Origin of the sequence: Novosphingobium kunmingense, from assembly GCF_002813245.1 — a bacterium.
Taxonomy (GTDB): Bacteria; Pseudomonadota; Alphaproteobacteria; order Sphingomonadales; family Sphingomonadaceae; genus Novosphingobium; species Novosphingobium kunmingense.
On the sequence record NZ_PHUF01000003.1, the window covers coordinates 496453 to 509656 of the forward strand.

Sequence of the window (13204 nt, forward strand, 5' to 3'; positions counted from 1 at the left end):
ATGAGCGACCTGGTCCACTACGAAAGCCCGTCGCCCAACTGGAACGAACGCCTGCTGCCGGTGTCGATGGTAGTGCTCCACTACACCGGTATGGAAAGCGCCGAGGCCGCGCTCGAGCGGATGTGCGATCCCGATGCCCAGGTTTCGGCGCATTACATGATCGAGGAGGACGGCAGCGTGCACCGCCTGGTGCGCGAGGACCGCCGCGCCTGGCACGCCGGCAAGAGCTTCTGGCGGGGCGAAACCGACATCAATTCGGCCAGCGTCGGGATCGAGCTGGTGAACCCGGGCCATGAGTTCGGGTATCGCCCGTTCCCCGACGCACAGATGGAGGCGCTGCTGCCGCTGCTCGCCGAAATCGTCCAGCGATACGACGTGCCCCGCGCCAACGTGGTCGGCCATTCCGACGTTGCCCCGGCGCGCAAGGACGATCCGGGCGAACTGTTCGACTGGGACCTGCTTGCCGCGCACCGCCTGGCGCTGAAGACCCCGCGCGTCACCATGCCCAGCCCGTTCGAGAACGACGGTGCGTTCTTCCTTGCGCTGGAGCGCTGGGGCTACGACATTTCCGACCAGCAGGCTGCAGCCCGTGCCTTCCAGCGCCGCTTCCGCCCGCACATCCTCGACGGGCAGGTCGACGGGGAGTGTTCGGCCATGCTGTTCTCTTTGTTGTTGGATCGCGACAGTGGAAAGACTAGATAGGCCGGACGCCAGGGGGCCGGGCAGCCGCGGGGTTCGCAAGAGCCGCGAGGAAAGTCCGGGCTCCACGAAACAAGGGTGGCGGGTAATGCCCGCCGGGGGTGACCCCAGGGAAAGTGCCACAGAGAGCAGACCGCCTCTGAGGAGGTAAGGGTGAAAGGGTGCGGTAAGAGCGCACCGGGGTGCTGGTAACAGGACCCGCACGGCAAACCCCACCCGGAGCAAGATCGAATAGGGGCGGCACGCTGGCAACAGCAGGTCAGTTTCGGACCCGACCGCCCGGGTTGATTGCTTGAGCGGTGCAGCAATGCATCGCCTAGAGGAATGGCTGCCAGTGCGGATACGGTCTCTCTTCAGGGATACCGTCCGCGCTACAGAACCCGGCTTACAGGCCCCCTGGCGTATTAATCTGTGCGTGACGACCAATGGCCGATGGAACCGGGCGGCCGGGCGTGCTTTCTGGTTGTCCTATGCCGAACGCCGTTATCGCCTCCGACCAGCTCCGCGCCGAAATCAGTCCGCGCGGGGCCGAATTGCAGCGCCTGACGACCGCCGACGGCCTCGAACTTCTGTGGGACGGCGATCCGGCGGTATGGAGCGGACGCGCTCCGCTCTTGTTCCCTATCGTCGGCGCGCTTGCGGAAGGCCACTTCCGCTATGGCGGGCGCAACTACCCCATGGCCCGGCACGGCTTCGCGCGCGTCAGCACTTTCGCCCTGGTCGACACGCGCGCCGACCTCGCCACCTTTCGCCTGGTCGATACGCCCGACACCCGCGAGGACTATCCCTTCGAATTCGTTCTCGACGTGACGCACAGCGTCGAAGGGGCGACGCTGACCTGCAAGGCGGTGGTCACCAACACCGGCGAAAAGACCATGCCGCTGAGCTTCGGCTTCCATCCGGCGCTTCGCTGGCCGCTGCCGTTCGGGGCGCCGCGCGGCGATCACTGCCTGACCTTCGCCGAGGATGAGCCTGCGCCGATCCGCCGCCTTGATGAGGACGGACTGTTGCGAGCAGAGCGCCTGCCATCGCCGGTCGAGCGAGGGACGCTCCGCCTCGACGACGGCCTGTTCGACGACGACGCCCTGGTTTTCGACGCGCCAGTCTCGCGCAGCGTGACCTATGGCGCGCCGGGCAAACCCGGTCTGCGGGTCGATTTCGAGGGGATGCCCTATCTCGTCGTCTGGACGAAGCCAGGCGCGGACTATGTCTGCATCGAGCCGTGGCAGGGGCAGCCCGATCCGGCAGGTTTTACCGGCGATATCCGCGACAAGCCCGGCGTCGTCCTGGTCCAGCCCGGCGACGAGGCGCGCTTTGCCTTGAACCTGACGCTCGAGCGCTGACGCGCGTCAGGGCCGCCCGACGCTGACGTAGGTGAAGCCGTTGGCGCGCACTTCGGCCGGGTCGTAGACATTGCGCAGGTCGACCAGAACGGGCGCGGCGATGCGCTTGATCCGATCCAGGTCGAGCGCGCGGAAGGCGTCCCATTCGGTCACGATCACCGTCGCGTCTGCGCCCTCGATCGCGGCATAGGCGCTGGCGCACATCGTCACATCGGGCATCAGCGGCTTGGCGAGTTCCATGCCCTCGGGATCATAGGCGGTCACTTCGACGCCGGCGTCGGCCAGGGCGAGCGCGATGGCGATCGCGGGGGCATCGCGCATGTCGTCGGTGTTGGGCTTGAAGGTCAGGCCAAGCAGCGCGACCTTTTTGCCGCGCGCTGCGTCCATGCCGCCCAGCGCCTCGATCACCTTGCGCCCCATGGCGCGCTTGCGGGCGTCGTTGACCTTGACCACCGCCTCCACGATGCGGGTCGGCGCCTCGTAGTCCTCGGCGGTCTTGAGCAGGGCGAGCGTGTCCTTGGGAAAGCACGATCCGCCATAGCCGGGACCGGCATGGAGGAACTTTGCTCCGATCCGCCCGTCCATGCCGATCCCGCGCGACACGTCCTGCACGTCTGCGCCGACCTTTTCGCACAGGTCCGCCATTTCGTTGATGAAGGTGATCTTGACCGCGAGGAACGCGTTGGCCGCATACTTGATCAGCTCGCTCGAGCGGCGGCTGGTGAAAAGCATCGGCGACTTGTTGAGGAACAGCGGGCGATAGACCTCGGTCATGACCCCGCGGGCCCAGTCGTCCTCGGTACCCACTACGATGCGGTCGGGATGTTTGAAATCGCCGATCGCCGCGCCTTCGCGCAGGAATTCGGGGTTGGAGGCGACGGCGAACTTCACGCCGGGGTTCGCTTCGCCCAGGATCCGCTCGACCTCGTCGCCGGTGCCGACCGGCACGGTTGACTTGGTCACGATCACCGCCGGCTGCTTCAGGTTGGCGCCGATTTCCTCGGCCACGGCATAGACGAAGGACAGGTCGGCGTGGCCGTCGCCGCGCCGGCTGGGGGTGCCCACCGCGATGAAGATGGCGCTCGCATCCGCGATTCCCTCGGCGAGGTCGGTGGTAAAGGTCAGCCGGCCGGCGCGCACGTTGCTGCCGACCAGTTCGGCAAGGCCCGGCTCGTAGATCGGCATGACGCCATTCTTCAGGCTGTCGATCTTGGCCGGGTCCTTGTCGATGCAGACGACGTCGTGCCCGAAATCGGCAAAACAGGCGCCCGAAACAAGGCCGACATAGCCTGAACCGACCATTGCGATCTTCATCAAATGCTCCTTTGCGCGATGGTGATCGCGCCGTCGTTGTCCTGGGCCTCGATCAGCCAGCGTTCGCTGCCGTCGAGGCCCAGCGCGGTCAAGCAGCCGTGGGCATAGGCTCCGGTATCGATCCCGATCCGCCCTGTCCTTATCTCGGGCTTAGCGAAGATCGTGTGACCATGCACTACCACCGCGCCGAAGCCGTCGTCCTGGGCCAGGAACGGCCCGCGGATCCAGCGAAGGTCCGATGCCCTCTGCTCGTCCAGCGCCGTGCCGGGGCGAACGCCGGCGTGAACGAACAGATAGTCGCCGAGGGCAATGCGGGATTCGCCGCCGGCGAGAAAATCGAAGTCGGCCTGAGGAACATGGGCGCGCAGCAAGGCTCCGACCTCGGCAAGGTCGGCGGCGTGATAGGCGGCTGGATCGACGCCATAGGACAGCAGCGTTTCGCGCCCGCCATAGCGCAGGAACTCGCGCAGGATCGCTTCGTCCTCCAGCGCGTCGAGCAGCATCTCTTCGTGGTTGCCCATCAGCAGGCGCACTGGACGGCGCTGCTGCAAGGCGCGGGCGCGGGCAACCACGCCGGCGCTGTCGGGGCCGCGGTCGATCAGATCGCCAAGCAGGACGATAGTGGTCTCGGCACCGGCGCGCATCTCGTCGTCCGCTTCGATCGCATCGACCAGCGCGTCGAACAGTCGGGCGCAGCCATGCACGTCGCCGATCGCATAGACGCGCTGGCCCGCCGGAAGGGCGGGCACGGGCCGGGCCGGTCGGCGGGCAAAGAGGCTACGAAACGTGGGCATGGGCGGGTCAGCGGGGCGGCCGGGCTATAGCCGGGGCAACCTGTCACCACAATGACCGGCGGAGCGGGGCGCCGGCGCGACAAGATGCTGCCGGCGCTGTCACAGCAGCGTTGCGAAATTGCAACAGGCTGGATGTTTGCGCAACGATGTGTCGCTTTGGCTCTTGTGCGGTGCAGCAATTGCCCGCATGACACGCTCGTCTGGCGTGACGGAACCCGCAACGAGGTTCTCGCGCCGGTCGCAGGGGGGGCGCAGCGGTCTTTGGATCATGTGCAACTTAACGAGGGAAATTATCATGCAGACGTCGATTCGCGGTCTTCTGGCCGCCACTGTCCTTGCGGGCAGCGCCTTCATGGCTTCGCCGGCCTTCGCCCAGGACGAAACCGATCCGCCGTCGGACTTCACCATCACCGGAAACGCCGCGATCGTGACGGACTACCGCTTCCGCGGCCTGTCGCTGTCGGCCGGCGATCCGGCAATCCAGGGCGGGATCAACGTCAACCACTCGAGCGGCTTCTACGTCGGCACCTGGGCATCGAGCCTGCAGCAGGACGGCGCGGACGTTTACGGTTCGATGGAAGTGGACCTCTTTGCCGGCTGGACGGGTGAAGTAACCCCGGGTCTCACCGCTGACCTCGGCCTCGTCTACTATGCCTATCCGGCCGGTGACGGCGTCCTCGTTCCCTCGGGCGCGAGCGGCGACTACTTCGAACCCTATGCCTCGCTCAGCACCGCGTTCGGCCCGGCGACCGCCAAGGTCGGCGTCGCCTATGCCTGGAAGCAGGAAGCGCTCGACTTCAACGCCGACGGCGTGGGCGACGACAACCTCTACGTCTACACCGATCTGGGCATCGGTGTTCCCAACACGCCGATCAGCCTGTCGGCTCACCTTGGCTATGCGGACGGCGCGCAGTCGCCCAAGTTCCTGACCGGTCAGAGCGCCAGCTACGATGGCGGCTTCGACTACTCGGTCGGCGCGACCGCCAACATTACCAAGAACCTCTCCGTCGGCGTGACCTACCTCGGCGTCGAGGGCAATTCGATCGATGGTTTCTCGGACGACGCAGTCGTCGGGACGCTGAAGGTTTCGTTCTAAACGAGACGTTCGCAGGAACAGGCCCGCTCCGCGCATTTCGCGGGGCGGGCCTTTTCTGTATGCGGCAGGCGTGATAGCGCGGCGGCCATGACCCGCTATCTCCACACCATGATCCGCGTCAACGATCCGGACGCGACGATCGCCTTCTTCGACCTGATCGGGGTCAGCGAAGTCCGCCGCTTTTCCAGCGAACAGGGCCGCTTCACGCTGATCTTCCTCGCCGCACCGGGTGACGAGGGCGTGGCCGAGGTCGAACTGACGTACAACTGGCCGGCCGACGACGGTGCGGGCGAGAGCTATACCGGCGGGCGCAATTTCGGGCACCTCGCCTACCGGGTCGACGATATCTACGACACCTGCGCGCGGCTGCAGGCCGCCGGCCACATCATCCACCGCCCCCCACGCGACGGTCACATGGCCTTCGTCAAATCGCCCGATGGCATTTCGGTGGAACTGCTGCAGGACGGGCATCTGCCCCCGCAGGAGCCGTGGGCCTCGATGCCCAACACCGGCACCTGGTAAGCCCGGTCAGGCGGCCAGCCGCCGGCCCCCCGCCAGCCACAGCACGGCAAAGCCCGCCAGCGCGGCCGCGGTCGATCCCGCGATGACCCCCAGCTTCGCCTCCTCGACCAGCATGGGGCTGGCAGGGAAGGCCAGCTGGGCAATGAACAGGCTCATCGTGAAGCCGATCCCGCACAGCAGCGACACGCCCCACAGCTGGGCCAGGCTGGCCCCGGCGGGACGCGCGGCAAAGCCCAGCCGTTCGGCCGCGACGACCGCGCCGAGGATGCCCAGCTGCTTGCCCAGGAACAGCCCCAGTGCAACGCCCAGCGGCAAGGTATCGAGAAAGCCCGGCCCCTCGCCTGACGGCAGGTGCACGCCGGCGTTGGCGAAGCCGAACAACGGCACGACCAGGTAGGCGCTGAGCGGCGCCAGCGCGTGTTCCATGCGCAACAGCATGCTGTCCCGGGCGCCCCTGACCCGCAGCGGCACGCACAGCGCCGCCGCCACCCCGGCAACTGTCGCGTGAACGCCTGAATGGAGAACGGCGAACCACAAGGCCAGCGCGCCGGCAATGAACGGCCAGGTGCTGGTCACGCGCATACGGTTGAAGGCGATCAGGGCCGCCAGCGCCGCCCCGCCAATGCCGAGCCAGAACAGGTCGATCGCCGCTGTATAGGCAAGCGCGATGATCGCCACCGCGCCAAGATCGTCGACGATCGCCACGGTCAGCAGGAACAGCCGCAACGATGGCGGCACGCGGCTGCCGAGCAGGCTCAGCACGCCGACGGCAAAGGCGATGTCGGTGGCTGCCGGAATGGCCCAGCCGGCGCTTACGTCTGGATCGCCGCGCGTGACGAACAGGAACACGGCGGCGGGCAGGACCATGCCGGCCAATGCCGCAAGCACCGGCAGGCGCCGCTGCGCTGGGCTGGCAAGCTCGCCGTCGAGCACCTCGCGCTTGATCTCCAGCCCGACGAGGAAAAAGAACAGCGCCATTACCGCGTCGTTGATCCACAGGTGCCAGGTATCCAGCTTGGCGATCGGGGTCCAGCCGAGCGGGCCGTGGAACAGATCGTGGTAGCCTTCCGCCCAAGGCGAATTTGCTGCGATCATTGCCGCCAGGGCGACGGCGATCAGCAGCACGCCGGCTCCGGACTCGCCCCTGAAGAGGCGCAGGACCGTGGCGGCGGCGTGCGATACGGGATGGCGGCGCGGGGTGCCCATGATGGCCAAATTGCCGATGCGCGCAGGCGGCACAAGCCAAATCGAAAAGGGCGTGCCCGCGGCGGCGAGGCCGTCGCAGCCATAAGGCTTTGCAATGCGTTGCCATGCTGCCCGTCCATCACTAGGGTGCTGATTCGACGGGATAAACGGGGGCATGGGCGAAAACATGGTGTCGGCTGAAACCGCTTGGGCAGCGGCGGTGCAGGTTCTTGTCCCGATCGAGCGGGAGCTTCTGGTTTTTGCTGCATTCTGGTTCGTTGTCGGCCTCGTGGACGAGTTCGCGGTCGACCTCACCTGGCTGTGGCTGCGCCTGACCGGCCGCGCACGCACCCCCGCCCTGCCGCGCGGATATGGCGCCGCGCCGCTGGCAGGGCCGATCGCCGTCTTCGTACCGGCCTTTGAGGAAGCCGGCGTCATCGCCACGACCGTGCGGCACATGGCCGGCGCCTGGCCGCAAGACCAGGTGCGCTTCTATATCGGGTGCTATGGCAACGATCCGGCCACGCTGGAGGCGGCAATGGCCGGCGCGACCGGCGATCCGCGCGTCCGACTGGTCATTAACGGCGCCGCCGGCCCGACGACCAAGGCCGATTGCCTCAACCGGCTCTACGCCGCGCTGTCCTGCGACGAGCGGCGGAGCCTCACACCGTTCCGGGGGGTCGTGCTGCAGGACGCCGAGGACATGGTCCATCCGGCCGCTTTGCAGGTGATCGACACGGCGCTCGGCGCGTACGACTTCGTGCAATTGCCGGTGCGTCCGGCGCTGCAACCGGACTCGCGCTGGGTCGCGGGGCACTATGCCGACGAGTTCACCGAGGCCCATGCGAAGGCGCTGGTCGTGCGCTCGGTGGTGGGGGCGGCGATACCTGCGGCGGGCGTCGGCTGCGGCTTCGCGCGCGAGGCGCTCGGCCGCCTGGTCCGCGAACGCGGCGGCGACGGACCTTTTGCCACCGAATGCCTGACCGAGGACTACGAACTGGGCATGATGCTGTCACGCGAAGGCCGCGGCAGCACCTTCCTCAGGCTGCGCGACGCCGAGGGCGATCTGGTCGCCACGTCGAGTTACTTCCCGGCGGAACTGTCGACCGCGGTACGCCAGAAGACCCGCTGGGTTCACGGCATCGCCTTCCAGGGCTGGGACCGCATGGGCTGGAGCGCGCGGCCGCTCGAACTGTGGATGGCGCTGCGCGATCGGCGCGGGCCGCTGACCGCGATCGTGCTGTTTGCCGCCTATGCCCTTCTCGCGATCGAGGCCTTGCTGCTCTTGGCCGCACGACAGGGTTTTGTCCGGCCCGAACCGCATTCCACGGCGCTGCAGGCCATGCTGGCTTTGTCCATGGCCGGGTTCGTCTGGCGGCTGGCTTCGCGCGCGGTGTTCACGGCGCGCGAATACGGCCTCGCGGAAGGCGCGCTCGCCATGCTGCGAATGCCGGTTGCCAATATCATCGCGATCATGGCGGGCCGGCGCGCGCTGGTCGCCTACGTGCGTTCGCTCAGCGGCGGGGCGGTCACCTGGGACAAGACGGCGCACCACGGCCATCCCGCGCTCGTCGCCCCGATGCGGCCGGCCGGCGAAGGCGCACGGTCGTGACCGCGCCCCGGGCGGGAGCGCGGCGGGGGCAGCCGCTGGTCGTGCTGGCCGTGGTGCTGGCCGGTTGGTCGGGTCTCCGCTTTGCCGTGCTTTCGGGCGATGATAGCCCGGCACTCGTCTCTACGCCGCGCACCGTTCCGGTTCTGGCCGAAACGTCGGTCGCGCCGCTGGCTACGCCCGGCATTGCGCCGCCGCCGGCCGATGTCCAGCCGCGCGCAAGGCTGCCACGGTCCGGGGAACGGCCGGGCGCGATCATGCCGGCCTTGCCCGATCCCGCCGCGCCGACCATCGCGCCCCCGCCCCTCCTGGCGCCGGTGCTGCAAGGATCCCCTGCGCGGATCGCCGCCGGGCACCAGCTGCTCTACGCGGCGGCCTTGGCGCAGTTGCCGCTGCCGGCCTTGCTTCAGGCAGCTCGCCCGCCGCTCGCCGCGCCCGCACCGGTTGCACCGCTGGCGCGCCGCTGGTCGGGCGACGCGTGGACGCTGGTGCGGCGCGGGGGCAACGGCTTCAATCTGCCGGGGGCGGGCCTCCCCGGAGCGAACCTGCCGTCTGGCGTCTATGGGGCAAGCCAGGCCGGCGCGGTGATCCGCTACCGCCTGGCCCCGGCGAGCCGTCATAAGCCGGAACTCTATGTCCGCGCGACGAGCGCGCTCCACGCGCCGCGCGGCGAGGAACTGGCCGCCGGACTGGCGCTGCGCCCGCTGGCCGGTGTGCCCCTGGCCGCGCTGGTCGAAGGACGCGCCACTCGCACCTTGACCGGCTCCGTCGTCCGCCCGGCCGCCGCCGTGGTAAGCGAACTGCCGGCGGCCAGGCTGCCGTTTGGTCTGCGGGCCGAAGCCTACGTCCAGGCCGGCTATGTCGGCGGACGTGATGCCACAGCCTTCGCCGACGGGCAGGGCCGGATCGAACGCCGTCTGGTCGGGGCAGGGCGCTGGCAGCTGCGCGCCGGGGCGGGAGCGTGGGGCGGCGCGCAGAAGGGCGCCAGCCGGATCGATGCCGGACCCACCGCGACCCTCGACCTGCCGCTCGGCCCGGTCAGCGGACGCCTTGCGGCCGACTGGCGCTTCCGCGTCGGCGGCGGTGCCGCGCCCACTTCGGGACCGGCGCTTACGCTGTCCGCCGGTTTTTAGCCCCGCGAGCCTTTTTTCTGTCGCCCGGCTGGGGTAGGCCCATGGCCACGACATGGACGTCTACCTTCCGATCGCCAACCTTTCGGTCAACGGCCTGGTCATCGTCGCGCTGGGGGCGCTGACGGGCATCCTGTCGGGCATGTTCGGAGTCGGCGGCGGGTTCCTGACCACGCCGCTGATGATCTTCTACGGCATCCCGCCGACCGTCGCCGCCGCCTCGGCCGCAAGCCAGGTGACCGGGGCGAGCGTCTCGGGCGTGCTCGCCCATTCGCGCCGCGCCGGGGTCGATTACCAGATGGGTGCGGTGATGGTCGCGGGCGGGATCATCGGCACGGTGATGGGCGCTGGGATCTTTCGCCTGCTGCAGGAACTCGGCCAGATCGACGTGGTGATCAACGTGCTTTACGTGCTGCTGCTCGGCGGCATCGGCGGGATCATGGCGCGCGAAAGCTGGCAGGCGCTGAAGGCGCAGCGCACCGGCGTGCCGGTCCCGGCCCGCAAGCGGCGCCACCATCCGATGGTCGCCAGCCTGCCGCTGCGCTGGCGGTTCTACCGCTCGGGCCTCTACATTTCGCCGCTGGCGCCGCTCATCCTCGGCATATTCACCGGCATCCTGACCATGCTGATGGGCATCGGCGGCGGCTTCGTGCTGGTTCCGGCGATGCTCTACATCCTCGGCATGAGCGCGGGCGTCGTGGTCGGCACCTCGCTGTTCCAGATCCTGTTCGTGACCATGGCGACGACCATGATGCACGCCATGACGACCAAGGCGGTCGACGTCGTCCTCGCGCTGCTGCTGCTGATCGGATCGGTCTCGGGCGCGCAGATCGGGGCGCAGCTGGCGCAGAAGATTCCGGCCGAGCGTCTGCGTTTCATTCTTGCCGCGCTGGTCCTGATCATCGCCCTGCGCCTGGCGCTGGGCCTGGGCTGGCGACCGGACGAGATCTACACGGTGGCGCCGCTGTGAAGCGCCTGTTCGCCCTGCTGGCCTTGCTGGCCCTGACCGGCGCCCGCGACCCGATCCTCGTCCCCGAGATATCGCAGCACAAGGTCGAGGTGCAGCAGGGCTTCCGCGGCGCGGACCTGCTGCTGTTCGGCGCGATCCTGACGCCCGAGGGCACGCGGGCCGGGCAGGATTACGACATCGTCGTGGTCCTCAAGGGGCCGACGCGGTCGATCGTGCTGCGCGAAAAGCAGAGGATCGCGGGCATCTGGGTCAATGCCGACAACACCGAGTTCCGCTCCGCCCCGACCTTCTTCGCCGTCGCCTCGTCGCGGCCAATCCGCCAGATCGTCGACGACAAGACCGCGGCGATTTACGAGCTGGGTCTGCCGTGGCTGCAATTGTCGCCGATCGGGTCCTTCGATCCGACCGACCAGGCACGGTTTTCGGCGGGTCTTGTCGACCTGATGCGGCGCGGCGGGCTCTATTTCGAGAACAACCACGGTGTCACGGTGAACGAACAGGTGCTTTACCAGGCACGCATCGCCTTGCCCTCGAACGTGCAGACCGGCACCTACACCGCCGAAACGTTCGCCATTACCAAGGGGCGGGTGGTCGCTTCGGCAATTAGCCGGGTCGAGGTGCAGAAGCAGGGGTTCGACCGCCTGATCGAGTTGTTCGCCCAGAACAACGGGTTCCTTTACGGGCTTGTCGCCGTGGCGATTTCGGTCGCGATGGGCTTCCTGGCTGGCCGCCTGTTCGCGCTGGTCTGAGCAAACAGACTTAGTCCATTCTTAACCCTGCGCGCGCTAGGTTCCCGGCAATCGATCCAGGACCGTCGCAAGGGAAAGCCGCCTCAATGAACGACATGACTTCTCCGCCGCACGCTGCCGCGCGTCCCGCCGCCATCGCCGACATCCCGGCCGACGCGGCCCGGGCGGCCGGTGAAGCGGGGGTCGACAACATGCGCGATCCGATCGGCGTTGTGCTGGAGATCGCCGGTTCGGGCAGCCATATCGCGCTCGACCTGCAACGCCTCCAGGAATGCGCCGCCGATCCCGATCCGTCGATCGCGCTGGCCGGCCAGGTCGGCAGTCAGGTCAAGATCCGCGTCGGGCGCGGCTGGCTGCTCGCCTCGGTGCGCACCCAGCGGCAGGATTCAAAGACTCCGGGCGGCATTCTCGCCGCAATCGACTTCCTTGGCGAAGGCGACGAGGAACGGCTTACCGGGCGCATCCATTCGTTCCGCCGCGGCGTCACGCGCTACCCGATTCCGGGCGCGCTGATCTATCCGGCGACCAGCAACGACCTCAAGCAGATCTACGCCTCGGACGGACGTGCCAATATCCAGATCGGCACCGTGTTCCCGACCCGCGACATTCGCGCGGGGCTGTACATCGATGCGCTCCTCGGCAAGCACTTTGCGCTGCTCGGTTCGACCGGCACCGGCAAGTCGACCAGCGCCTCGCTGATCCTGCACCGGATCTGCGAATATGCGCCCGAAGGTCACATCGTGATGGTCGACCCGCACGGCGAATATTCGGCTGCGTTCAAGCAGACCGGCATGATCTTCGACGTGTCGAACCTGCAGATGCCCTACTGGCTGATGAACTTCGAGGAACACTGCGAGGTGTTCCTGACCTCCACCGGCAACCAGCGACAGGAAGACGCTGACATCCTGTCCAAGTGCCTGCTCGCCGCGCGCATGAAGAACCGCCTCGCCGAAACCATGGGGAAGCTGACGGTCGACAGCCCGGTGCCCTACCTCCTGTCGGACCTGACCAATGTTCTCCAGAACGAGATGGGCAAGCTCGACAAGGCGACCAGTTCGGCCCCGTTCATGCGGATCAAGACCAAGATCGACGAACTGAAGGGCGATCCGCGCTATCAATTCATGTTCTCAGGGATGCTGGTCGGCGACACCATGGCCGATTTCATCGCCAAGATCTTCCGCATGCCGAGCCGCGGCAAGCCGATCTCGATCATCGACGTGTCGGGCGTTCCTTCGGACATCACCAGCACTGTCGTCGCCGTGCTCAGCCGCCTCGTCTTCGATTTCGCGATCTGGGCGCGCGATGAAAAGACGCGGCCGGTCCTGCTGGTTTGCGAAGAAGCGCACCGCTACGTGCCCAACGAGAAGAACGCCGATGGTTCGTCGGTCGGCCGCATCCTGTCGCGCATCGCGAAGGAAGGCCGCAAGTACGGGATCAGCCTCGGCCTGATCACGCAGCGTCCCTCGGATCTTGCCGAAGGAGTGCTGTCGCAGTGCGGCACGATCATCTCGATGCGTCTCAACAACGATCGCGACCAGGCCTTCGTCAAGGCGGCCATGCCCGAAGGCGCGCGCGGCTTCCTCGATTCGATTCCCGCTCTGCGCAACCGCGAATGCATCATCTGCGGCGAAGGCGTGTCGATCCCGATCCGCGTCAGCTTCGACGACCTTGAAGAGATCAAGCGCCCGGCCTCGGCCGACCCATCGTTCGCCGAACTGTGGAACAGCTCGGGCGGGGAAGAGGAAATGGTCCACCGCACCGTCCAGCGCTGGCGCGCGCAGGGCCGCTGACCC

The 13204-nt window shown here is 67.6% G+C and carries 12 protein-coding genes and 1 other RNA gene; 10 read left to right on the forward strand and 3 right to left on the reverse strand.

All coding sequences use genetic code 11. From position 1 onward, the window contains the following. The 3 genes from B0I00_RS08425 (at window position 1) to B0I00_RS08435 (ending at window position 2042) form a co-directional block, all read left to right on the forward strand. Window positions 1–702: an N-acetylmuramoyl-L-alanine amidase gene (locus B0I00_RS08425; protein ID WP_100866927.1), complete on the forward strand. Its 702-nt coding sequence runs from the start codon at window positions 1–3 to the stop codon at window positions 700–702. Window positions 703–710: 8 nt separating this feature from the next. Then, window positions 711–1103: RNase P RNA component class A (gene rnpB / locus B0I00_RS08430), an RNA gene on the forward strand. 66 nt (window positions 1104–1169) lie between these two features. Beyond that, window positions 1170–2042, forward strand: a complete 873-nt coding sequence (locus tag B0I00_RS08435) for an aldose 1-epimerase family protein (RefSeq protein ID WP_100866928.1) — start codon at window positions 1170–1172, stop codon at window positions 2040–2042. Window positions 2043–2048: 6 nt separating this feature from the next. On the opposite strand, the gene B0I00_RS08440 is transcribed toward B0I00_RS08435, so the two are convergent. Then, window positions 2049–3356, reverse strand: a complete 1308-nt coding sequence (locus tag B0I00_RS08440; protein ID WP_100866929.1) for a UDP-glucose dehydrogenase family protein — start codon at window positions 3354–3356, stop codon at window positions 2049–2051. Continuing rightward, window positions 3356–4150, reverse strand: coding sequence for a metallophosphoesterase family protein (locus B0I00_RS08445; RefSeq protein ID WP_100866930.1), 795 nt, complete (start codon window positions 4148–4150; stop codon window positions 3356–3358). Before B0I00_RS08445 ends, B0I00_RS08440 begins: the two co-directional genes overlap by 1 nt. Window positions 4151–4445: 295 nt before the next feature. On the opposite strand from B0I00_RS08445, the gene B0I00_RS08450 reads away from it, so the two are divergent. Together B0I00_RS08450 and B0I00_RS08455 are read left to right on the forward strand one after the other, a co-directional pair. Further along, complete coding sequence (locus B0I00_RS08450; protein ID WP_100866931.1) at window positions 4446–5246, forward strand: TorF family putative porin; 801 nt, start codon at window positions 4446–4448, stop codon at window positions 5244–5246. An 87-nt stretch (window positions 5247–5333) separates the two neighbouring features. Next, window positions 5334–5768 carry a VOC family protein gene (locus tag B0I00_RS08455; protein WP_100866932.1) on the forward strand — a complete coding sequence of 145 codons (435 nt, stop codon included), beginning with the start codon at window positions 5334–5336 and terminating at the stop codon, window positions 5766–5768. A gap of 6 nt (window positions 5769–5774) precedes the next feature. Here B0I00_RS08455 and nhaA read toward each other — a convergent pair whose 3' ends face one another. Further along, entirely contained in the window at window positions 5775–6974 is a 1200-nt protein-coding gene (nhaA, locus tag B0I00_RS08460) for a Na+/H+ antiporter NhaA (RefSeq protein WP_100867169.1), read from the reverse strand. 154 nt (window positions 6975–7128) lie between these two features. Between nhaA and B0I00_RS08465 the strand changes: the two genes are divergently transcribed. The 5 genes from B0I00_RS08465 to B0I00_RS08485 all read left to right on the forward strand — a co-directional run bounded on the left by B0I00_RS08465 (window position 7129) and on the right by B0I00_RS08485 (window position 13201). Beyond that, on the forward strand, window positions 7129–8565 hold the full coding sequence (locus B0I00_RS08465; protein WP_232730169.1) for a glycosyl transferase family protein: 1437 nt from the start codon (window positions 7129–7131) through the stop codon (window positions 8563–8565). Beyond that, window positions 8562–9695 (forward strand): hypothetical protein, encoded by a 1134-nt coding sequence (locus B0I00_RS08470; protein ID WP_100866933.1) that lies wholly within the window; start codon window positions 8562–8564, stop codon window positions 9693–9695. The genes B0I00_RS08465 and B0I00_RS08470 overlap by 4 nt, the downstream gene beginning before the upstream one ends. Window positions 9696–9747: 52 nt before the next feature. Beyond that, entirely contained in the window at window positions 9748–10662 is a 915-nt protein-coding gene (locus B0I00_RS08475) for a sulfite exporter TauE/SafE family protein (protein ID WP_100866934.1), read from the forward strand. Then, window positions 10659–11411 (forward strand): TIGR02186 family protein, encoded by a 753-nt coding sequence (locus B0I00_RS08480; protein ID WP_100866935.1) that lies wholly within the window; start codon window positions 10659–10661, stop codon window positions 11409–11411. Before B0I00_RS08475 ends, B0I00_RS08480 begins: the two co-directional genes overlap by 4 nt. An 86-nt stretch (window positions 11412–11497) precedes the next feature. Continuing rightward, window positions 11498–13201, forward strand: a complete 1704-nt coding sequence (locus B0I00_RS08485) for an ATP-binding protein (protein ID WP_408635221.1) — start codon at window positions 11498–11500, stop codon at window positions 13199–13201. Window positions 13202–13204 lie beyond the last annotated feature (3 nt).